The following is a 21,126-nucleotide window of genomic DNA, read 5'->3' on the forward strand; positions in this document are numbered from 1 at the left end:
GGGGGCGGCCGGAACATCGAGGGGCCGGCCGGGATGTCCGGGAGAGGATCGGGAAGTCCAGGAGTCGGGCCGCACCTGTGGCCGATCCGGAGCACCCCACGCCGATCCGGGCCACCCTGCGCCGATCCGGGCCACCCCGCGCCGATCGGAGCATCCCGCGCCGATCGGGAACCGGTCAGGCGGCGGACGGGAACCGGTTCGGCACCGGACGGGGAACCCGGCCCCGGGCGGGGAACCGGAAGGAGAAATGACGCGTTATATCGTGAGACGGCGGGGTAGTACGCCGTCAGGCGAACGTGCTCCCAAGGAGGATCCCCCATGGCGAAGGCGGCGCGTGCGGCTCAGGCGTGGCGGACGTACCGGGACGTGACGAAGCCGGGCTCGCCCGGCCTCGGCGCCCGGGTGCGTGCGCTCCCCCGGATGGTCGGCGGGGCGATGAGCGGCCAGTATCCCGGAATGGGCAGAGGCCGGCTGGCCATGCTCGGCCTGGGAGTGCTCTACATCCTGTCACCGGTGGACGTCGTCCCCGACTTCCTGGCGCTCATCGGGGTGGCCGACGACTTCGGAGTCTTCCTCTGGCTGACCGGTTCCCTGCTCGGCGAGAGCGGTCGTTACGTCGAGTGGGAGCGCAAGCGGATCAGAGCTGTTCCATCCTGAGCCAGGCACGTGAAGGCAGCGGGTGGCCGAACAGCCGGGCGGCGTTGCCGTAGGCCACCCGCGCGATGTCGGCGGGCGGCAGGTTGCCCAGGTTCGTCGCGACGGCGAGCTGGGTGTCGGGCCACGTGGAGTCGGAGTGCGGGTAGCCGCTCTCCAGCAGCACGTGGTCCAGCCCGACGGCCAGGCGCACCCCCGACAGGGCGTGGTCGTTGAGCGTGCCGAAGAAGAAGTTGCGGCGCAGCACCTCGCTGGGCTTCAGACCGCCTTCCCAGGACGCCTCACCGGCGACCGGGTGGTCGAGCGCGTAGTCGGCCCGCTCGGCCAGCATCGGCAGCCAGCCGACGCCCCCCTCCACGATCAGGATCCGCAGCGCGGGGAAGCGCAGCGGGACACCGGACCAGAGCCAGTCGGCGCACGCGAACATGGCGCTCGCGGGCATCAACGTGGTGATCGCCTCGATCGGCGTGTCCGGCGACGGGACCGGGGTCCAGGATCCGGCGCCGGTGTGCAGGCAGACGACGGTGCCGGTCTCCTCGCAGGCCTGGAAGAACGGGTCCCAGTGGTCGCTGTGGACGGACGGCAGGCGCAGCCGGGTGGGGAACTCCGGGAAGAGCACCGCCTTGAAACCGCGGGCCGCGTTGTCGCGGATCTCCTTTGCGGCGATCTCGGGGTCCGTCAGCCAGGGGAGCTGGAGGGCGATGATCCGCTCCGGGTAGGTGCCGGCCCAGACGTCGACGTGCCAGTCGTTCCAGGCGCGCAGCACCGCCAGGCCGAGTTCCTGGTCCCGGGTCTTGGCGAAGACCATGCCCGACTGGCCGGCCAGCATGCCGGGGAAGCACAGTGCCGCCCAGATCCCGGCGCGGTCCATGTCGTCGACGCGGGCTTCGACGTCGTGGCATCCGGGACGCATGTGCTCGAACCGCACCGGGTCGAGAGTCCACTGCTCGCGGGGCAGGCCGGCACCCACGTCGAGCCCGGCACACGGGTAGGTGGCCCCGTTGTAGCGCCACACCTGGTGACCCGAGTCGGTTTCGACGACCTTGGGGGCGAGGTCGGCGTACTTCTCGGGGAGCCGGTCCTCGAACATGTCGGGCGGCTCGATGAGATGATCGTCAACCGAAATGATCACATAGTCCCGCCGCCTGGGCTCGGGGTCGGGGAGCAGCGGCGTAGTCACGCGGTCAACGGTATGACGCTGGAATAACGCTCATCAAGCCGCAAGGTCTCCGCTTGGTATCTGTGTCCCATGTGTACCTGCCCGGGTCTTTCCCATAACCGGGCCCCGGGGCCACGCGAGGGGGAAACGCGGCCCGGGACGACCCACGGGGAAGGGCATCGCCGGAAAACGGGTCCTGACAGCGCGCTTTACCCGGAGATCTGGTGAATATCGGGGTTTTCCAAAAGGTGTTCCCGCAAGGCGCTTATGGCGAGCCGGTCGAGCCCGATGGTCCGCAGGCAGTAGTCGCGCACCGGCCCGAGCTCAGCCAGGAACAGCCGCATCGCCTCGGCGGGCGCCCGGCCGAAACCCGGCCACGGCGGCGGCTCGCCGGGGTGCTCCTGCTCCCAGTAGGCGAGAAACCGCGGTGTCGCCCGACCGGTCAGGGCGTAGTCGGCGATCACGTCCTCCTCGGCCACTCCGAGCAGCCGCAGGACCAGCGCGGTGAGCACCCCCGTGCGGTCCTTGCCCGCCGCGCAGTGGATCACCACGGGCGCGTTCCCGGCGTCGGCGATCACCTCCAGCGCGCTCCTGATCTCGGCCCGGCCGTCCTGGGACACCTCGCGGTAGCGGTCGGCGAAGAACCGGGCGATCCCGGCGTCGGGTCGGTAGTCGTCCCTGACGTTCCAGCGCCGGTGCTCGAGCGGCAGGTTGTGGTAGCCGGGCCCGTGCGGTGCCCGGCCCCTGAACTCGACCTCGTCGGGGTGGCGCAGGTCGATGACCGTCCGGATGCCGAGCGCGTGGTAGCGGTCGAGGTCGTCGTCGGCGAGCCGGTGCAACGAGTCGGAGCGGTAGAGCCGCCGCCACCGCACCCGCCTGCCGTCGTCGGTGCGGTACCCGCCCACGTCACGGAAGTTGTGCAGCCGGGCGAACTCGATATGCCGCATCACGCCCTCTAACCTATCCAGCGACGGATCTCGCGTGATGGGGGCTACGGATGCGAGTTGCGGTTCCCGCGAAGGCGGACGTCCCGTTCTGGGTCCGCCTGACGCTGCTGTTCGTGCTCGCGCTGTCCACCGTGATCGTCCACTTCAACCAGAACCCGGAGCTGCGTCCCGCCGAGGACCTCCTGTCGGACCTGAGGGCGGGCGGCGTGACCGAGGTCGTCTACGACCGTAACTGGCCTGCCTACGGCACCCTGACGTGGTCCCACGGGCCGCTCTCGTGGAGCCAGGCCCGCTTCGACCAGCCCGACGACGTCTGGGACCCGGAGACCACCCGGCTGGTCCCCGAGGCCCTGGAACGCCGCCAGGAGGCGTTCATGTCCCAGGTGCGGGCCGCCGCCGACCCGTCGGTGGAGATCGTGCGCTCCGAGGGGTTCCGGGGGATGGTGGGCTCGCCGGCCTACGCGCGGTGGTGGGAGCCGTTCGCCCCGGTGGCGATGGCCGCCGAGGTGCTGGCGTGGCTGCTGATGCTCTCCCGGCCCGACCCCCGCTACGGCACCCGCTGGGCGTGGTTCTGGATGTTCCTCACCGGTGGCTCGCTGGTGTACGTGCTGCTGGAGCCCCGCCCGCTGTGGCGCGGGCCGCACGAGGCGCTTCTGCCCGTCCCGGACAGGTTGGACGGCACCCGGGGGTTCGCGATCGCGGTGGCGGTTCTCTTCGGCATGGCGATGGTCAGCGCCTGACTCCGGAGCGTCCCGGGGTCAGGTTCCGGCCTGCTCGGTGTCGCGCGCCGGAACCTCGGCCCGTACCGGGACCTCGGATCCTCGCGCCGGAGCACCGGCCTCTCGCGCCGGGACGGCGTCCGCGGTGTCTTCCGAGGCGTCCCCGGGGGCGTCCTTCGCGGTGTCCTCCGGGGTGCCCGCGTCGTCCTCCGCGGCGTCCTTCGGGGTGCCCGCGTCGTCCTTCGCGGCGTCCTTCGCGACGGGCGGCCGGACGGGCCCTGCCTCGGCCGCGGCCCTGCGGTCGGCGGCCTCGCGGCGGATCAGCAGGAACCAGCCGCCGATCGCGATCCCGATGAACAGCCACCACTGCACGCCGTACGCCAGGTTGAGTCCCCCGCCGCCGCCGACGTCCGGGGCGGGGACGGGGGCGGGCACGGCGGCGGCCTCGGGCGACTGGGAGGTCAGTTCCACGTAACCGCCGAGGAGCCTGTACGGCAGGGTCCGCCCGATGGCCTCGGTGTTGATCAGCAGGACCTGGCCCGCGGGCAGGCCCGCCCGGTCACGGATGCCCGAGGTCTCCTCGGTCTCGCTGGCACGTAGCCTTCCGGTGACACTCACCTCACCCGAAGTCGGCGGCGGGACCTCGGGGAGGGCGTCGGCCGTCGCACCCGCCCTGACCCACCCCCGGTTGACCAGCACGCCGGTGCCGTCCGCCGTCTTCAGCGGGGTGAGCACGTAGAAGCCGACCGCCCGGTCCTGGGTCCGGCGGCGGACCAGGAGTTGGGCACCCGAGTCGAACGTGCCGGTCACCGTGACGATGCGGTATTTGTCCTGGTCGCGGATGGTTCCGCCGGGCGAGGTGAGGGTCTGTGCGGGGACGGGGGCGGCGGCCAGGTTGGCGGTGATCTGGTGACTGCTGGTGGACCGCTCCTCGTACCGCCCGAACTGCCACTGTCCGAGCAGCACGAAAGCGGGGATGACCAGCAGCACCACCACGTGGAGGGCCAGCCATCGGGGAGTCAGCAGGAACCGGTACACGTACTCCAGGGTAGGCACCGCGGGCACCGCCCTGTCCGCCGAGTACCGCTTCGGGGGTAGTAAGGTGCCTGGGACTCCTCAAACACCGGTGCCGAAGTCGTGAAAGGTCTCCCGGACACTCCGGACATCACGTACGGTCTGATGGGGTCACCCCCGGAATGTTCCACTGCCTCCGGAGCCCGCACCTGATGACTGTCCTCACGTCCACCTCTCCGGCTCCGGTCGAACTCCCTCCTCTCAAGGCGATGCTGCGCCATGCCGCCCCCCGGGTGCTGGAGGGCATGTTCCTGCCGGTCGCCGTCTTCTACGTCGCACTTCTCTTCACCGGCGAGGTCGGCGCGGTGTTCGTGACGCTGGCGTGGGTCTACGCCGGTGTCGCCTGGCGGCTGGTCCGCCGCAGGGAGGTGCCCGGCACGATGATCCTGGCGGCGGTGATGGCCACCGTCAGGGTCGCGCTGGTCGTGGTGACGGGGAATCCGATCCTCTTCTTCCTCCAGCCCTGCCTCGGGGTGTTCTGCGCGAGCATGGGGTTCCTGCTCACCGCGCCGCTGCGGCGGCCGCTGGCGCAGCGGGTGGCGACCGACCTCGTGCCGCTCCCCGGCCACGTGCAGGAGCACCCGCGGATGCGCCGCTTCTTCCGGTGGCAGTCGGTGCTGTGGGGGTGCGCGCAGTTGCTGAACGCGGGGCTGAGCATCTGGCTGCTGTTCACCCAGACCCTGGAGACCTTCCTTCTCGTGCGGACCTCGGCCGTCGCGGTGCTGCTCGGCGGGGCCGCGCTGGTCTCGGTGCTCAGCTTCCGGCGGTGCCTGCGCCGGCTGCGCGTTCCGGCGGCGGGCTGACGGCCGCCGGAACGGCCGGGCGGCCGGTGCCCGCGGCGCCGCGGGCGGCGGGTGCTCCGGGCCCGGCGACCGGGGTGACCTCGCGGGGCCCGGCGACCTCGTGTCCGGCGGCGCAGCGGAAACGCTGCTCGATCAGGGCGCCGCAACCCCGGTGGGTGAGGTGCACCGGCGGGCCCTCGCGGTCGCTGAGATACCGGTCGCCCCAGTGCATCAGGGCGACCAGGGCCGGATAGAGGTCGACGCCCATCTGGGTCAGGCGATACTCGTCGCGCTGCCGCTGGCCGGGCTCACGGTAGGGGACCTTGCGCAGCAGGCCCTCGTCCACCAGCCGGGTCAGGCGGGCGCTGAGCACCTGGCGGGGCGCCCCGGTGGCCGCCTGCATGTCGGCGAAGCGGCGCACCCCGGCGAACGCCTCGCGCAGGACCAGGAACGTCCATTTCTCACCGACGACGCCCAGTGCACGCTCGATGGAGCAGTTGTCCACCCGGAAGGGCAGGTTGCCGCGGGGCGCCTCACTCATATGCGCATCGTAGGTGGCCATGACATCACCTCCAACGTCATCTGAGTCTAATTGACATACTCAGACCTCCCGCGAGACTCTGAGTCCATGATGCGAACTCAGACGGCGCGGTCGTACCGCCGTCCGGTCCCGGCGGCTGTGCCCGAGACGGCGGACGCCCCCCGGCCGCCGGTGAGCCTTCCGCGGGTTGCGGCGGACGTCCCCGGGGTGCCTGCGGGCGTCCTCGGGGTTCCGGCGGACACGGTGCGGGTCCGCCCGGCGCGGGCGGACGACGGAGAGCGGGTCCGGTGCTTCCTCGGCGGCCTGTCCCCGCGCACCCGGGCGCAGCGCTTCTTCACCGAGGTCGGCGACCCGGGTACGCGCCTGGTCCGCAGCCTCCTCGCGGTCGACGAGCACCGTGACGCGCTGCTCGCCGTACGCGGGGAACTGGTCGTGGGGCACGCGATGAGCCATCGGGGGCAGGGGGCCGCCATCGAGATCGCCGTGGTGGTGGACGACGAATGGCAGGCCATGGGGATCGGCTCCCGGCTCGTCCGCACGCTGATGCGCCGGGCGGCGGCTCGAGGCGCCGCGACCGTGCAGATGGACGTGCTGGGGGACAACCGCAGGGTGCTGGCGATAGTGCGCCGGATGTGGCCGGACGCGGTCATGCGGGCCTCGTCGGGTGCGGTCGAGGTGACCGCGGCCATCATCCGCTGAGGTCCCGGACGTGTTCGCCGCGGGCCGCCCCGTGCCCGCCGGCCCTTCCGGCGGCCGGGCCCCGCCGGGATCCCCCGCCCCGCGGGAGGGCCACGGGAGGGCCGAGGGGTGTGCGCGGCTCCCGGCGGCGGTGTGCGGGGGCGTGGGAACGCGGGACGCGGAGCCGCGATCGAGGTGGTGCGCGGGGTGGGACGCGGAGCCGCGATCGGGGTGGTGCACGGGGGTGGGGGCCGGGATGCGGAGTGACGATCAAGACGGTACGATTGACGCGCCCCGAGTCATTTGCGCCACGGTTTGCGGAACAAGGTTCTGGTGCTTCACCATGAGAGGGTGAAGACCGCCAAGAACGGACGCGACGGCCGCACCCGGATCGTCGAGGGTGCCCTGCGCCGATTCAGTCAAGACGGTGTGTCGGCCACCACGCTGGCCAGTCTCCGCCAGGAGAGCGGCGTCAGCGTCGGCAGTTTCTACCACCACTTCGCCAGCAAGGAACACGTCTTCGGCGTGCTCTACGCCGAGACCCTGCACATGTACCAGGAGGCGTTCCTCGCCGAGCTGCGGCGCCACGAGGGGGCGAGAGAGGGCATCGAGGCCATCGTCGCCCTGCACATGTCCTGGTGCGGCGAGCACCGGGAGCGGGCCCACCTGCTCATCAGCGAGCGGCCGCCGCGGCGCGACGAACCGGGCGGCACCGAGGTCTCCGAATCTCGCAGGGCGTTCTTCCGGCAGGTCTCCGACTGGTGGCGGCCCCACATGAAGAACGGCCTGCTCCAGCCCGTCCATCCCACGATGTGCTACGTGCTCTGGCTCGGCCCGGCCAACGAGATGTGCCGCCTGTGGTTCGCCGGGGCACACCAGCCCACCACCGAGGAGATCACCGGCCTCTGTGAGGCGGCCTGGCACAGCCTGCGCCAGCAGAATCCCTGACCGGAAGGGGGCACCCCGCCCTCCCGGCGGGCGTCTCCCGGCGTGAGGCGCTCCCGGCGGCCGGGCGGGCGGGTCCCGGTGCGTGAGGCGCGGCCGGGCGGGCGGGTCCCGGTGCGAGGATTGCCCGGTGAACGATCTGCTGGACCGGCTCAGGGGAATCCTGCTCGACACCGGTTACACCATCGACGGCGTACGTGAGCGTCTCGGCGCCGTCGCCGCCGCGGCGCTCTCCCGCGAGGAGACGGTGCCCGCCCTGCGCGCCACCGCCGGGGACGATCCGCTCGGCCTGCTGATCCGCCTGTGGTGGCTCGGCGCGCCCGTGCCGGCGCGCGCGGCGCCCGTCGGCCTGCCGGTGGCGGAGCTGGCCGCGGCGGGCCTGGTGGCCGTCGAGGACGACCTGGTCACCGCCGCGGTCCACCTGCAACCCTGGGAGAGCGGCGGTTACGTGGTGTCCGACCGCAAGGTCAGGCCCGGCGACCCGGCGCTGCGTCCGGACCACGTCGTCGGCGCGGGCGGGGCCTCGGCGAACCTGGCTCAGCTCGCCTCGCGCCGTCCGGTCGGACGGGCCCTCGACCTGGGCACCGGGTGCGGGGTCCAGGTTCTGCACCTGGCCGGGCGGGCGGCGGAGATCACGGCCACCGACGTGAACCCCCGCGCGCTGGAACTGGCCCGCATCGGCTGGGCGTTGTCCGGGATCGAGGGGATCGACGCGCGCGAGGGCTCGCTGTTCGAACCCGTCGAGGGCGAGCGGTTCGACCTCATCGTCTCCAACCCACCGTTCGTGATCTCCCCCGCGGGCCGTTTCACCTACCGGGAGTCCGGCTTCTCCGCGGACGGCTTCTGCCGCGACCTCGTCCGCCTGGCACCCCGTCACCTGTCCTCCGGCGGCACCTGCCACCTGCTGGCCAACTGGCTGCACGTCCGCGGAGAAGACTGGCGTGACCGGGTCGGCGGGTGGCTGACCGGCACCGGGTGCGACGGCTGGGTGGTCCAGCGCGACGTCCAGGACCCGGCCCAGTACGTCGAGCTCTGGCTGCGGGACGCCGCCGAGCAGGGCACCCCGCGCTACCGCGGGCTCTACGACGAATGGCTGGGCTGGTTCGAGGCGGAGGGCGTCACCGGCGTCGGTTTCGGCTGGATCACCCTGCACGACTCCGGGAGCCTCGACCCCGTCGTGCGGGTGGAGGAGTACGGCGGCCAGGTGGAGCTCCCGGTCGGCGAGTACGTGGACGAGGTGCTCGGCGCGGTCGCCGTGGCGCACCGGATGTCCGACGCGGCGCTGCTGGCGTCCCGGCCGGTGCTCGCGGCGGGAGTGCTGGAGGAGCGGATCGGCCCGCCCGGCGCCGAGGATCCGGCGCGGATCGTGCTGCGGCAGACGAGGGGTCTGCGCCGCAGCGTGCGGGTCGGGACCGTGGAGGCCGCCCTGGCGGGGGTCTGCGACGGCGACTATCCACTGGGCCCGCTCCTCGACGCGATCGCGGAGCTCACCGGGGAAGACCCTTCTGACCTGCGGGAAAGGGCACCGCAGGCGCTTCGTCCACTGATCGCCGAAGGGTTTTTCCACATATCCACAGGGTGATTGTCCACAGGCTGTGGATACTGCCGCTATCGCTTGGCAATCCGATGTCAAGCGAGCGGGGGGAAGCTTCGAGGGTGGGGCACGGTCCCGGGGGGTGAAGGGCACCGTGCCGAGTCCGGCCGACCGCCGTTGTGAGGCGGCCGACCGTCGGGTGACGTACCGGATGACCGGGCCCCCTACACGTCACCCGGGGTCAGGCGGCCGGCCGGGCGCCCACGTCCACCTTCAGCTTCCGGCCGGCCGGGTCGCGGACCGGCGGAGACGGGGATCCGGTTGATCAACCATGTTTGGATGACACGTCTCGACGAGGACCTGTACGACGGGCTGGGATCAGTCGCCGGTCTGGTCCCGGTCGAGCAGGGCACGCAGATCGTCGGCCTCGGGGGCCCCGAGCGCGCGGAAGATGCCGTGGGCCCGTTCCAGGCAGACCCGGCTACGCCCGGCGCTGCCGAGACCGGCGAGCGCCCTGCCTAGCACCGCCAGCGCCTGCGCCTCGCCGTACGGGTGACCGATCTCACGGCTCACGGCCAGCGCCTCCTCCGCGTGACGGGTGGCATCAGGGAAGCGGCCCGCGTGGATGAACGTCTCGGCCAGCCGGGAGCAGACCCGCTGCTCCCACACCCGCTGGTTACCGGCCCGGAAGAAGGCCAGGCACTCGGCGTGGTGGTGGACGGCCTCGTTGAGCCGGCCGACCCGCGACAGGATCATCCCCAGGTGGTAGCGGGCACGGGCGGTGCCCGCGCTGGAGCCCATCTCGATGAACAGGGCCAGTCCCTGCTCGGCGGCGGCGATGGCCTCCTCGGCCTGCCCGAGGAAGAGGTGGTCGCGAGCGGAGTAACTGAGCGTCAGCGCCTCGCCGCCCTGTGCCCCGGTCTCCCGGAACGCCTCGCGCGCCGCCTCGAACCAGGCCAGGGCCTCTGCATGACGGCGTCTGCGGCCGGACACGACGGCCAGCGCGTTGAGCAACTCGCCGGCGACGACGCGGTCACCGAGCGAGGACAACTCCAGCGCGGTCCGGAACTCGTCCTCGGCCTCGGCCAGCCGGTTGGCGCCGAACAGCACCCGGCCCAGCACGTAGCGGCAGCGCAGTTCGCCGGAGACGGAGCCGAGCCGCCGGGCCGCGGCCAGCATCTCGCGGGTCCGGCTCTCGAACTCGCGGACGTGGCTGCCCGACTCCAGCAGCGGCTCCATGGCGAGCAGCAGATCGGCCCCGGGCAGCAGCCAGCCGGGATCACCGGCCGAGGTCGCCCGGAAGACGGAGGCGAACAGCGACTCGGCCTCCACCGACAGCCAGGCCATGGCCTCGTCGGCGGAGGTGAAGGCGCGGCCGGTGGCGGTGGTCTCGATCCGGTCGGCGATCGTGCTGCCCTCGTAGGCCAGCCGGTGCGCCGAACGCGCGGACGCCAGGTAGAAGTCGAGCAACCGGCGCGACGCCGCGGCCCCCTCACCACCGGCCGCGGCGGTGTTCTCGGCGCGTTCCGCGGTGCGGCGGGCGAAGAGCCTGAGCAGGTCGTGGAAGCGGTAGCGGCCGGGAGCCGGGGCCTCCAGCAGGCTGGCGTCCACCAGTGACTCCAGGACGTCCTCGGTCTCCACCGGGTCCAGCGCGAGCAACGCGGCGGCGGCCTCGACCGAGATGTCCGGGCCGTCCGGCAACGACAGCAGGCGGAACGCACGGGCCTGTGCCGGGCCGAGCTGCCCGTACCCGAGGGCGAAGGTCGCCTCCACCGCGAGGTCGCCCACCCGCAGCTCGTCCAGGCGGCGGCGCTCGTCGGCCAGCCGGAGCACCAGCGAGGCGACCGTCCACGACGGCCGCGCGGCCAGCCTCGCGGCCACGATACGCACCGCGAGCGGCAGGAAGCCGCAGGCGGCGACCGCGTCCATGGCGGCGGGGCGCTCCGCGGACACCCGCTCGTTCCCGGCCACCGTGCCGAACAGGGCCAGAGCCTCGTCCGGCTCCATGACGTCGAGGTCGAACAGCCGGGCCGCGGCCAGATCGGCCAGCTTGCCCCGGCTGGTCACGACGGCCGCGCACCCGGTCGAGCCGGGCAGCAGATGGCCGACCTGGGCGGCGTCGCGGGCGTTGTCGAGCAGTACGAGCATGCGCCGGTCGGCCAGCAGCGAGCGGAACAGCGCCGACCGTTCGGCCAGGCCGTCCGGGACGGCGTCGGCGGGCAGGCCCAGCCCCCGCAGGAAGGCGGCCAGCACCGACTCGGGGGCGGCCGGCTCCGCGCCGTAGCCGCGCAGGTCGGCGTAGAGCTGACCGTCGGGGAAGGAGTCCTGCATGGCGTGCGCGACGTGGACCGCCAGGGCGGTCTTCCCCACGCCGCCGATACCGGATATGGCGGCCACCGGCACGCCCTCGGTGCCGTCGCCGCCGGACAGCAGGGTGCGCAACCGCGTGACGATCCGGCGGCGGCCGGTGAAGTCGTTCACCGCGGCCGGGAGCTGGGCGGGGCGGGGCAGTTCGGGCGGCGTGGTCCCCCCGGAGGCCGCGGACGTGCCGGTGCCCTCCGCGGTCGCGCGTACCCCGGCACCCCCTGCCGTGCCCGGTCCGGTGGCCCGGCCGGTCGCGGCCCGGACGGGCACCGGGGCACGTGCGGGCACGGACCGTGCCGGGAGCGCCGCGGGCGTGAGGGACGGGTCACCGGTGAGGATGCGCCGGTGCAGACTCGTCAGGTCGGGCCCGGGTTCGATGCCGAGTTCCTCGACCAGGGTGGCGCGGGTGTCGGCGAAGGCGGCGAGCGCCTCCGCCTTGCGGCCGCACCGGTAGTAGGCCAGCATCAGCTGGGCACGCAACCGCTCGCGAAGCGGGTGCTCGGCGCTCAGCGCGATCAGCTCCGACAGCACGTCGGCGTGCCTGCCCAGCTCCAGGTCCAGGTCCATCAGGACCTCCACCACGCTCATCCTGCGCTCGGCGAGCCGGCCGCGCTGGTGCTCCGTGTAGGGGCCGACGGCTCCGGCCAGGGGATCGCCCCTCCACAGCCGGAGACTCGCGCGCAGGCTCTCGGCGGCTCGTGCCGGATCGCCCTCGCGCCGGGCGGCCTCGCTCTCCCGCACGCCCCGTTCGAACCGGACCAGGTCGAGCGCATCGCCGTCCAGCCGCAGCGCGTAGCCCCGGCCCACGGAGGTCAGCAGCTGGGGGCGTGCCCGCGGTGACCTGTCGGGCTCCAGCACCGCGCGTAACCGCGAGACGTAGGTGCGCAGCGCGCCGAGCGCCCGGGGCGGGGCGTCGTCGCCCCAGATCGAGTCGATCATCTCGGCGGGCGTCACCGCCCGGCCTTCCCGCAGCAGGAGCATCGTGAGGATGGAGCGTTGCAACGGGGTGCCGAGATCGAGCTCGATGCCGTCGCGCCATGCTTGGACAGGGCCGAGTACGGCGAAGCGCAACCCGTCTTCGCTGCCCTGAACAGCCATTTCTCGATGCTCCGCCCTACCGCTGAGTTTTATGGCCAAAATGATAGATCCTTTGCCGCTTACCGCGCGGGTAGAGGGCTGCTCGTCGGCTGGAGCGTTGATCGGGCGTTAATCGGGCATTGAGTCATGACCCTGATGATCGGACATGTCGGGCATGGCCCCGTACGGGGGCGGCTGTGCCCGGGAAAAGATGAGGGGAACATCAGGCCCGTCCGATTCTCGGGCGGGCCTTTGTTCCCTTTTGTGATTTAAGTGATGTTTTTCGGAATTAAGCTGCTTCGACCATGCCCATCCGGTTATGGAGTCGTTCTCGGACGAGCGGCCATTCCGCCCTCAGGATCGAGTAGTACGCGGTATCTCGGACCGTGTCGTCGGCGCCTCGGCTCTCCGCCCGCCGCACACCGTCAAGGTGTGCGCCGAGGGCCTCGATGGCGGTCCGGGATCGCGTGTTGCGTACGTCGGCCTTGATGGTGATGCGGTGGACCTGCCAGGTCTCGAAGGCGAGCGAGAGCATGAGGTACTTGCTCTCCCGGTTGACACCCGTGCCCTGGGCCGAAGCGGCCAGCCAGGTGTAACCGATGTCCGCCACGGACGGGACATCGCCCACCGCCCCACGTGCGCCCGGTGGCCAGGGCAACGGGCCCTGCCAGTACTCCAGGTTCATGAGACGGGTGGCACCGACCACACGGTCGGTGTGGAGCCACCGGATGGCGAAGGGCAACGTGCGGCCCTCCGCCTGCTCAGCCAGGGCGGCCTCCACGTAGGAGGCCACCTCGTCCCGGCCGTTGGGGACACGAGTGAAGGCGTAGGTGGAGCGGTCCTCACTCGCCGCGGCAACGAGGTCGTCGACGACCGCGAAGCTGAGCGGTTCCAGGCGCACGAGGCGCCCGGACAGGGTGACAAAAGCGGGCATGAGCACATGATGGGGGCTCAATCCCACGTCTGGTGCCAAACGATACGGGACATCTTGCCGAGCATTGAGGGGAGTGTGGGACCGTTGGCATCCTTCGAGGTGAAAGAGCAGCTCAGAGGGGTGTCTTCGCCCCACATGGGTGCGGTGCCGCACGGAGCGAACACCGGCCTCGCTCACGCCGCCCGGAGTGCCGCCCGGAGTGCCGCCCGAAGCGTCGTCCGGGGGGCGGGGGAGACACCGGGGACCACAGTCCGGAAGGGGCGACCGGATACGCCCGGGAGGCGGTGCGGCCCGCCTCCGGGTAACGTCGGCACGTGCCTCCCTCCTACGCGCTCGAACGCCTGCTGAACGACGGCGGGTCGAAGCTGGTCGCCGGGATCGACGAGGTCGGCCGGGGTGCCTGGGCCGGGCCGGTCGCGGTCTGCGCGGTCATCACCGACCTGTCGGAACCGCCCGCCGGGCTGACCGACTCCAAGCTGCTCAGCCCCGCCCGCCGCGCTGCCCTGATCCCCGAGATCACCGCCTGGGCCGCCGGGATCGGGTACGGCGAGGCCTCACACGAGGAGATCGACGAGCTCGGCATGACCGGCGCCCTGCGCCGAGCCGCCCGCCGGGCGCTCGGCGCGCTGCCGGTCCGGCCCGACGTGGTGATCCTCGACGGCAAGCACGACTATCTGGGAGCGCCGTGGCCGGTGCGGTGTGAGATCAAGGCCGACCTGTCGTCCGTCTCCGTGGCGGCGGCCTCCGTGGTCGCCAAGGTTCGCCGCGACACCCACATGGCGTCGCTGGGATGCGAGGAGTACGGCTTCGCGGACAACGCGGGCTATCCCTCCCCGGTCCACCAGGCGGCCCTGGCCGCGCTCGGCCCTACGGAGCACCACCGCCTGTCCTGGTCCTACCTGGACGACCTGCCCCGCTGGCGCCACCTGAAGAGACACCGCGACCCGCGTGCCGGTGAGGGCCAGCTCGGGCTCTTCGCCTGAAGGACGCCGGGGGCCCGTACCCATCCCGCCGGCCGCCTCGCCGCCGGACGGTGCGCGGCTCGCACAGGACCGGTCCCGGTCGCGCCGGACGGTAAGGGGCCGGTCCCGGTCGCGCCGGACGGTGTGCGCACGGATCCGGCCGCCCCGCGCCGGACGGTGTGCGGCTTGCACGGGTTCGATCACGGTCGTGTCCGGCATCATCGGAAAGTGCGCATAGGGGTCTTTCTGGTGGCGGCGGGTTTCCCCGGTAGGGAACCGGGTCAGGTGCTGCGCGACACCGTGGAGGCGGTCGTCGTCGCGGAGGAGGCGGGGTTCGACGACGCCTGGATCGCCGAGCACCACTTCATGTCGTACGGCGTGTGCCCGTCGGCGGTGACACTGGCCGGGGTGGCGCTGGGCCGCACGGCCAGGATCCGGGTCGGCACCGCGGTGAGCGTGCTCTCCACCCGCCACCCGGTCGACCTGGCCGAGCAGGCGGCGATCCTTGACCACGCCTCCGGGGGACGCTTCACGCTGGGCGTGGGCAGGGGCGGGCCGTGGGTGGACCTGGAGGTGTTCGGCACGGGACTGGACAGGTTCGAGCGCGGCTTCCGCGAATCGCTCGACCTGCTGTGCGACGCGCTCACGCGGGACACGGTCTCCGCGGCCGGGGAGTTCTTCTCCTTCAGGACGGTGCCCATCGTCCCGGCCGCCCGGCTCCGGCCGATCGTCGCGTGCACCTCGCCGGAGACCGTGGCGATCGCCGCCGCACGCGGCCTGCCGATGCTGCTCGGCATGCACATCGGCGACGCGGACAAGGCCGCCGTACTGCGTGACTACGCGGTGTCGGCCGGGGGCCCGCCGTCTCCGCCCGGTCACATCGCGGCCGCCGTGGGCCATGTCGCGGACACGACGGAACAGGCGGTGCGGGAGCTCAGGGAGGCCATGCCGCGCTGGCTCGAACCGGGGCTTGCGGGTTACGTGCCGGTGGACGGGCGAGTGCGTCCGCCACGCGATGTCCCGGGATACGTGGACTTCCTGTGCGAGACGCATCCGGTCGGCTCACCCGACCGGTGCGTCGAGATGATCCTGCGGACCGCGGAGGCCACCGGTCTGGGGCACCTGATCCTCATGGTCGAGGGTGCGGGAGAGCACACCCGCACCCTCGACAACATCAGGCGGCTCGGGGCCGAGGTGCTGCCCCGGGTCCGCGGGTAGACCGCGCGGCCGCGGGGTCGGCCGGCAGGTGGGGCAGACCCCGCCGGGAGGCGTTCGGCTGCCCCGTCTCCGTCAGCAGTCGACGAGCTCGGGGCTTTGGTTGAGGATCTGCGACCTGGCGGTGACGAACTCCGCGTGTGCGGCGGTGGCCGACGGGTCGAAGACCGCGACCCGGTGGCAGTTCTGGAAGGCGAGTCTCACTCCGAAGTGACGCTCCAGCGCGCCGCGCATGGCGTCGCTGGCGAGAGCGCGCAGCAGCTGGCCGCGGGCTTCCTCGTCCGGCGGGGGAACGGTGTTGTCGGCGAACTCGGCACCGGTGTGCTCGCGCTGCCTGACCAGATCGCTGATCAGCGACCAGGCGTAGGGCAACGAGTCACGGACGCAGGCGACGAACGCCGCGTCGTCCACCTCACCGGCCTTGGCCTGGTCAAGAAGATCGTTCGAAACGGTCAGCGACATACTGCCTTCTCCTCTCAGAGGGGGATCAATCAGACACTAGGTGGGTGTGGTGGGCACCACCACCTAACGAGAGAGCGACACTCGTGTGGGCCCGAACACGAAACCCGGGTCGACCTGCGCGGCGAGATCCTCCCCGGTCGCCCTGTTCGCCCACGCCTCGGCGTTGCGGAGGTGGAAGAGCACGGCCTGGCGGCCGAAGCGGTCCCAGTCTTTCTCCTGGGCGTCGAGACGCCCCAGGATCGTCGCCAGCGCCGCGGCGTTGGCGGGTTCGAGGTCGCCGAGGGTGAACGGGCGGCCCTGCTCCATCGCGCGGATCGCCGCGGAGTGCTCCAGGCAGACCAGCAGGTCGTCACCGACCTGGTCGCGGAGGAACGCCACGTCGTCGGGACCGTGCACCTTGTTGCCGACCACCGCGATCGGCACGTCGTAGTCGGCGGCGTAGTCGCGGTACTGCCGGTAGACGCTCACGCCCTGCCGGGTCGGTTCGGCGACCAGGAAGGTCAGGTCGAAACGGGTGAACAGCCCCGAGGCGAAGGAGTCGGCTCCGGCGGTCATGTCGACCACGACGTACTCGCCCGCTCCGTCGACCAGGTGGTTGAGATACAGCTCCACGGCGCCGACCTTGGAGTGGTAACAGGCCACACCCAGGTCGTCCTCGCTGAAGGGGCCGGTCACCATCAGCCGGGGCCCCTCGGGCGTGGCGACCGAGAAGCCGGTGTGGATCGGGTCGTCCTGCGCGTCGAGGCGGAGCAGTCGTGAGCCCCGTCCGGGCGGGGTGGTCTTGACCATGGCGGAGGCCGAGGAGATGCGGGGGTTGTCGCCCCGCAGGTATTCCTTGATCTCGGTCAGGTGCGAGCCCATCGGGCGCGGCAGCGCGCCTTCGTCCAGCCCCAGGGCCATGCCCAGGTGCTGGTTGATGTCGGCGTCGACGGCGACGACGGAGGCGCCCCGGCTCGCTGTGTATCTGGCGAACAGCGCGGACAGAGTCGTCTTGCCGCTGCCGCCCTTACCGACGAATGCCACCCTCACGACGACGTTCCAATCTGGTTATGAAAACCATTGCAATCCCTTCGGGGGATCATCATGCCACGGCTCCGGGGCGGGTGTGACGTCTATCACCAGGAGAAACGGCCGACCCTTCCGGAACCGGGGGTGCGGGAGGGGGCGGGCATCGGGCCGGGGGACATCTCCTTCACGCCCGGCGACAGGTCGGCGCTCCTCACCGTCGTCGACGGAGAGGAGGATCGCTGCCCGGCCGCGAGCGTCACCGAGTCACACCGCACCGCCACCCTGGCGGTGATGACCGAACCGGGTCACTTCCACGTCGTCACGGTCGCCAGGCACCACCGCTGGACCGGTTCGGTGTATTTCACCGCGATCCGGCCTTTTCATCATCTCGTGGTGCTCGGCATGGCCAGGGCCGCGATCAGAGGGCCACGGCGGTGAGAAGCCGGTGAAGGGCGGCTGATGACGAATGAACATCGGGCCGGCGCGGAGCACGGGAAAAGCAAGCGTCAATTCAGGACAGGCGAACAAAGGTCCGCGTTAACCTTTTTGTCATCTCCAGGAATGATTCGGCGGTTGTTTTTACCACTGCCATGACGAATGTTTACCAACGGTGCCGCTGAGGTCCGAGGGACCCGGGTATCCCCCCTCCGCGTCGGCTGATCTTGAAGCTCGGTACGGGGCCGGTCATCCGGGAGAACGCGGGTCGTCAGGAGGCTCTGGTGGTGCTTGGCGGAATCACCCTGTCCGTGGTCATGGCGCTGTCCACGGTGCCGGCTCCCTCCATTGCGCCACCGGTGGGACAGGCGGCGGTGGTCGGCGCGGTGGCGGCGGTTCCCGGTCGGGAACCGGACCGGGCACCGCGCGACACCGTGGAGGCGTCCGATCGATCCTCCCCAGGGCTGCCCGATCGATCCTCCGCAGGCTTGCCCATTCGGCCTTCCACCGGTCCGTCCGGTCGGCCTCTCACCGGTTCGTCTCCGGAGGTGTCCGGCCGATTCCCTGCCGGTTCGTCCCCGAGGGTGTCCGGCCGATTCCCTGCCGGTTCGTCCCCGAGGGTGTCCGGCCGATCCTCCGCCGGATCGCTTCCGAAGGCGTCCGCGCGGCCCTCCCCGCGACCCGACGGCGTCCCCTCCGCGCGGCACACCGGAGGCGCCGAGCTGCGGATCGAGAAGTCGTTCAGCCCCGCCGTGCCCCGGCCCGGCAGGGCCGTGACCTACACGATCACGGTCACTAACCCCGGCACCGCCGTCCACCCGGGTGCCACGGTGGTGGACGACCTGGCCGGGGTGCTGGACGACGCGGTGTTCAACGACGACGCCTCGGCCTCGTCGGGATCGGTGTCCTTCAGCGCGCCGAGGGTGGCCTGGACCGGCGACGTGGCCGCGGGTCAGACGGTGACGATCACCTACAGCGTCACGGCCGGTGACCCGCCGGCCGGGAACCGCAGGCTCGCCGGCCTGCTGGTCGGTCCCGAGGGCTCCAACTGCGAAACGGGATCGGCCGACCCCGCGTGCGGCAATCTCGACGCCCCCGGGCTGCCGCTGTTGTACGTGCTGATGACCGCGGACCGGGAGACGGTCAGACCCGGCGGGACGGTCTCGTACACGATCACGGCCACCAACCTCGGTGCCGCCGCCTACCCGGGAGCCCGGCTCACCGGTGACCTCTCCCGGACGCTCGACGACGCCCGCTACAACGGTGACGCCCGGGCCACCTCCGGTGACGTCTCGCTGGAGGGAACGAGACTGGTCTGGGAGGGCGACGTCCCGGTGGGTGCGACGGTGGAGATCACCTACAGCGTGACCGCGGACGACCCGGACACCGGGGACCGGTTGCTGGACAGCGGGGTTCAGGCGCACGGTGGCGGGACGAACTGCCCGGACCCGGTGCCGTGGTCGGCCAGGATCGCGGGCCCGGTCCCGGGCGCCGACCCCGGCTGTTCCCAGCGGATCGCCGTGGAAGGTGTGACGATCCGCAAGCCGGAGGGCCGGGACGTGGGTGTCGCGCCGGACTCCGACTGCCCGATGGGCTCCGCCGACCCGGACTGCGCCGGGGGTCCGAACACGATCGTCCGGGAGACGGCGCGGCACCCCGCTCCGGTGCCGCCGCCCGGCCGGGTGCCCGCGCAGGCGGACGTCACCGGCTCGGCGCATGACCACGACCAGGCGCACCTCCCCGAGCCGGTGTGTACCCTCGAGTTCGAGTGCGTTCCCGAGTCCGAGCCGGCTCCCCGGGTGCCTCCGGCGGGGATGATCCAGGACCGGCCGTTCCCGTTCCCCTCGCCGGTCGGGCCGGCCGGGCCGACCGGCGAGGGGACGGCGTCGCGGCTGCCGTTCACCGGCCCGCCGCTCGGTCCCGCCAGCGCGGGGCTGCTGCTCCTCGTCCTCGGCCTGGCCGTCCGGCTCGGTGCCCGCCGAGGCGTGTGGAGGCGCTCCGTCAGCCGCAGGCGGCGTCGAGCGTGACGGCGCTCACGCCGGCGCGTGCCCCGGCGACTCCTCCCGTGACCTTCGTTTCCTTGTCGGGGCGACCGGACGGGCGGGCGACGAGCGGTGCGGAGGGGGAGGGACGCGTGGGCGGCCTCGTCAGGGCGGCGGTGACCTCACGCCTGATCAGGTCGTAGTCCGGATAGCCGGTGTTGATCAGCGGCGGGACGAACTGCAGGCTTCTGATCTCGGCGTCCTTCACCTTTCCCGCCAGCTCCACCAGGTCCGGCAGCAGCTCGCGGGGGATGTCGGTGGAGACCGCGTTGACCGCCGCGTCGGCCAGCCGCTCGAAGCTGCGCAGGACCGTCACCGGATCGGCCTGCTTGGCCACGGCGTTCATCAGGCACTTCTGACGGCCCATCCGGACGTAGTCGTCGCTGAAGGTGCGGGATCTCCCGTACCACAGCGCCTCCTCGCCCGACAGTCTGCGCCTGCCCGCCTCGATCAGCCCCTCGTTCTGCCTGCCGTACACGATGGGCTCCCTGATGTGGACCCGCACACCGCCCATCGCATCGATGATCTCCACGAAACCCCACATGTCGACCATCGCGTAGTTGGTGACCTCGATGCCGAGGATGCCGCTGACGGTCTTCTTCAGCAGCGTCGGCCCGCGGTGGCCCTTGGAGGCTCTGGGCACCGTCTCGGGGTGGTCCTCAGCGTACTGGTAGACCTCGTTGAGCAGGCCGGGGCTGTACGGGGGCTCACCCTGGAAGCCGTCGGGAAAGCGCTCACGGGCCGGGCCGGGGGGCATCGGGACGTCCTCCAGGTTCCGCGGCAGACCGAACAACACGGTGTCGCCGGTGCGGGTGTCCACGCTGGCGACGGTCATGCTGTCGGTGCGGATGCCGATGCGGTTGGCCGCCGCGTCCGCGCCGATGAGCAGGATGTTGATCCGCTCGCGGCCGTTCCACGGGTCGCTCACCGGGATGGGCGTGACACTTCTGGCGAACACCGAGGTCACCACGGTCTGGGAGATGTAGGCCAGCCGGGCCGCGTACGCCATGGGGGCGACCACCAGCACGCACAGCACGCCGATCGCGACGGCCGACAGCAGTCTGGCCGGGGCGGAGAGCGACTCCGGCCGGACGAGCAGGTAGGAGCGGATGACCACGGCCACCGTGGCGGTCGCCAGCAGCAGTGTCGCCAGCGCGAAGGCCCACAGCCAGACGGGTTGCACGGCGAGGGCGAGCAGTGCCGGCCCGGCGGTCAGCGCGGCGGTCGCGACGCCCGCGGCGAGGATCAGCTCGATCCCCAGCAGGAGGAGGCCCGACAGACGGCGACCCACCCAGATGTGGGCGAGGCCCCACACGAAGGCCGATCCCATCGTCAACGCCAGGCTTGACCCGACACTCGCACGGCCCCCACTAGCTGCCATCTTTCTACCATCTCCCGTCCGTCGCCCCCCTGCATCACAGGTTAGTAACGCTTTTCGGATGAATGGCCATGTGACCGTACGACGCGCTGGCGCGGGGCGGTCAATGTTCGGTGATCGAATTCTGCCGGACGATGAGAAATCCAAGTTCCCGTCAAAACCAACACTTAACTGGTTTTGCTCCGCAAAGTCGGGGATTTTCCGTTAGGGCGGTGA

19 protein-coding genes are annotated in these 21,126 nt (G+C 71.7%); 10 read left to right on the plus strand and 9 right to left on the minus strand.

Going from position 1 to position 21,126, the window contains the following annotated elements; translation table 11 throughout:
- Positions 1–318: 318 nt before the first annotated feature.
- The gene (locus F4562_RS17695) at positions 319–657 is read left to right on the plus strand and encodes a YkvA family protein (RefSeq protein ID WP_184543319.1); all 339 of its coding nucleotides are present in this window, start codon (positions 319–321) and stop codon (positions 655–657) included.
- On the opposite strand, the gene F4562_RS17700 is transcribed toward F4562_RS17695, so the two are convergent.
- Positions 638–1,834 (minus strand): amidohydrolase family protein, encoded by a 1,197-nt coding sequence (locus F4562_RS17700; RefSeq protein ID WP_184543317.1) that lies wholly within the window; start codon positions 1,832–1,834, stop codon positions 638–640. The two genes, F4562_RS17695 and F4562_RS17700, sit on opposite strands and share 20 nt — an antisense overlap.
- A 188-nt stretch (positions 1,835–2,022) precedes the next feature.
- On the minus strand, positions 2,023–2,760 hold the full coding sequence (locus F4562_RS17705; protein ID WP_221207347.1) for a tyrosine-protein phosphatase: 738 nt from the start codon (positions 2,758–2,760) through the stop codon (positions 2,023–2,025).
- Between the two features lie 50 nt (positions 2,761–2,810).
- On the opposite strand from F4562_RS17705, the gene F4562_RS17710 reads away from it, so the two are divergent.
- Positions 2,811–3,500: a hypothetical protein gene (locus F4562_RS17710; protein ID WP_184543313.1), complete on the plus strand. Its 690-nt coding sequence runs from the start codon at positions 2,811–2,813 to the stop codon at positions 3,498–3,500.
- Between the two features lie 18 nt (positions 3,501–3,518).
- Here the strand turns inward: F4562_RS17710 and F4562_RS17715 are convergent, their stop codons facing one another.
- Entirely contained in the window at positions 3,519–4,535 is a 1,017-nt protein-coding gene (locus F4562_RS17715) for an SURF1 family cytochrome oxidase biogenesis protein (protein ID WP_311734071.1), read from the minus strand.
- Positions 4,536–4,705: 170 nt separating this feature from the next.
- Here F4562_RS17715 and F4562_RS17720 point away from each other — a divergent pair, with 170 nt between their 5' ends.
- Positions 4,706–5,356: a VC0807 family protein gene (locus F4562_RS17720; RefSeq protein WP_184543311.1), complete on the plus strand. Its 651-nt coding sequence runs from the start codon at positions 4,706–4,708 to the stop codon at positions 5,354–5,356.
- Here F4562_RS17720 and F4562_RS17725 read toward each other — a convergent pair.
- Complete coding sequence (locus tag F4562_RS17725; protein ID WP_246473463.1) at positions 5,307–5,876, minus strand: winged helix-turn-helix transcriptional regulator; 570 nt, start codon at positions 5,874–5,876, stop codon at positions 5,307–5,309. The genes F4562_RS17720 and F4562_RS17725 overlap by 50 nt on opposite strands.
- A gap of 207 nt (positions 5,877–6,083) precedes the next feature.
- Here F4562_RS17725 and F4562_RS35875 point away from each other — a divergent pair, with 207 nt between their 5' ends.
- The 3 genes from F4562_RS35875 (at position 6,084) to F4562_RS17740 (ending at position 9,081) form a co-directional block, all read left to right on the plus strand.
- On the plus strand, positions 6,084–6,575 hold the full coding sequence (locus F4562_RS35875; protein WP_311734070.1) for a GNAT family N-acetyltransferase: 492 nt from the start codon (positions 6,084–6,086) through the stop codon (positions 6,573–6,575).
- Positions 6,576–6,905: 330 nt separating this feature from the next.
- Positions 6,906–7,502 carry a TetR/AcrR family transcriptional regulator gene (locus tag F4562_RS17735; RefSeq protein WP_184543307.1) on the plus strand — a complete coding sequence of 199 codons (597 nt, stop codon included), beginning with the start codon at positions 6,906–6,908 and terminating at the stop codon, positions 7,500–7,502.
- Between the two features lie 127 nt (positions 7,503–7,629).
- Positions 7,630–9,081, plus strand: a complete 1,452-nt coding sequence (locus F4562_RS17740; RefSeq protein ID WP_184543305.1) for a DUF7059 domain-containing protein — start codon at positions 7,630–7,632, stop codon at positions 9,079–9,081.
- A 330-nt stretch (positions 9,082–9,411) separates the two neighbouring features.
- On the opposite strand, the gene F4562_RS17745 is transcribed toward F4562_RS17740, so the two are convergent.
- Positions 9,412–12,495 carry an AfsR/SARP family transcriptional regulator gene (locus F4562_RS17745; protein ID WP_184543304.1) on the minus strand — a complete coding sequence of 1,028 codons (3,084 nt, stop codon included), beginning with the start codon at positions 12,493–12,495 and terminating at the stop codon, positions 9,412–9,414.
- Positions 12,496–12,763: 268 nt separating this feature from the next.
- Positions 12,764–13,408, minus strand: coding sequence for a GNAT family N-acetyltransferase (locus F4562_RS17750; protein ID WP_184543302.1), 645 nt, complete (start codon positions 13,406–13,408; stop codon positions 12,764–12,766).
- A 314-nt stretch (positions 13,409–13,722) separates the two neighbouring features.
- Here F4562_RS17750 and rnhB point away from each other — a divergent pair, with 314 nt between their 5' ends.
- Together rnhB and F4562_RS17760 are read left to right on the plus strand one after the other, a co-directional pair.
- Positions 13,723–14,391 carry a ribonuclease HII gene (gene rnhB, locus F4562_RS17755; RefSeq protein WP_184543300.1) on the plus strand — a complete coding sequence of 223 codons (669 nt, stop codon included), beginning with the start codon at positions 13,723–13,725 and terminating at the stop codon, positions 14,389–14,391.
- Between the two features lie 207 nt (positions 14,392–14,598).
- A complete protein-coding gene (locus F4562_RS17760) occupies positions 14,599–15,588 on the plus strand; it encodes an LLM class flavin-dependent oxidoreductase (protein WP_184543297.1) in 990 nt (329 codons plus the stop codon).
- A gap of 72 nt (positions 15,589–15,660) precedes the next feature.
- On the opposite strand, the gene F4562_RS17765 is transcribed toward F4562_RS17760, so the two are convergent.
- Both F4562_RS17765 and F4562_RS17770 read right to left on the minus strand, forming a co-directional pair.
- Positions 15,661–16,047, minus strand: a complete 387-nt coding sequence (locus tag F4562_RS17765) for an SCO5389 family protein (RefSeq protein WP_184543295.1) — start codon at positions 16,045–16,047, stop codon at positions 15,661–15,663.
- A 63-nt stretch (positions 16,048–16,110) separates the two neighbouring features.
- Positions 16,111–17,076 (minus strand): ATP-binding protein, encoded by a 966-nt coding sequence (locus F4562_RS17770; RefSeq protein ID WP_184543293.1) that lies wholly within the window; start codon positions 17,074–17,076, stop codon positions 16,111–16,113.
- 54 nt (positions 17,077–17,130) lie between these two features.
- Between F4562_RS17770 and F4562_RS17775 the strand changes: the two genes are divergently transcribed.
- Entirely contained in the window at positions 17,131–17,493 is a 363-nt protein-coding gene (locus F4562_RS17775) for a DUF2867 domain-containing protein (RefSeq protein WP_184543292.1), read from the plus strand.
- 617 nt (positions 17,494–18,110) lie between these two features.
- A complete protein-coding gene (locus tag F4562_RS17780; RefSeq protein ID WP_184543290.1) occupies positions 18,111–19,517 on the plus strand; it encodes a DUF7927 domain-containing protein in 1,407 nt (468 codons plus the stop codon).
- Here the strand turns inward: F4562_RS17780 and F4562_RS17785 are convergent.
- Entirely contained in the window at positions 19,492–20,862 is a 1,371-nt protein-coding gene (locus tag F4562_RS17785) for an LCP family protein (RefSeq protein ID WP_246473464.1), read from the minus strand. The genes F4562_RS17780 and F4562_RS17785 overlap by 26 nt on opposite strands.
- Between the last annotated feature and the right edge of the window lie 264 nt (positions 20,863–21,126).

Origin of the sequence: Streptosporangium becharense (assembly GCF_014204985.1) — a bacterium.
GTDB classification, from domain to species: domain Bacteria; phylum Actinomycetota; class Actinomycetes; order Streptosporangiales; family Streptosporangiaceae; genus Streptosporangium; species Streptosporangium becharense.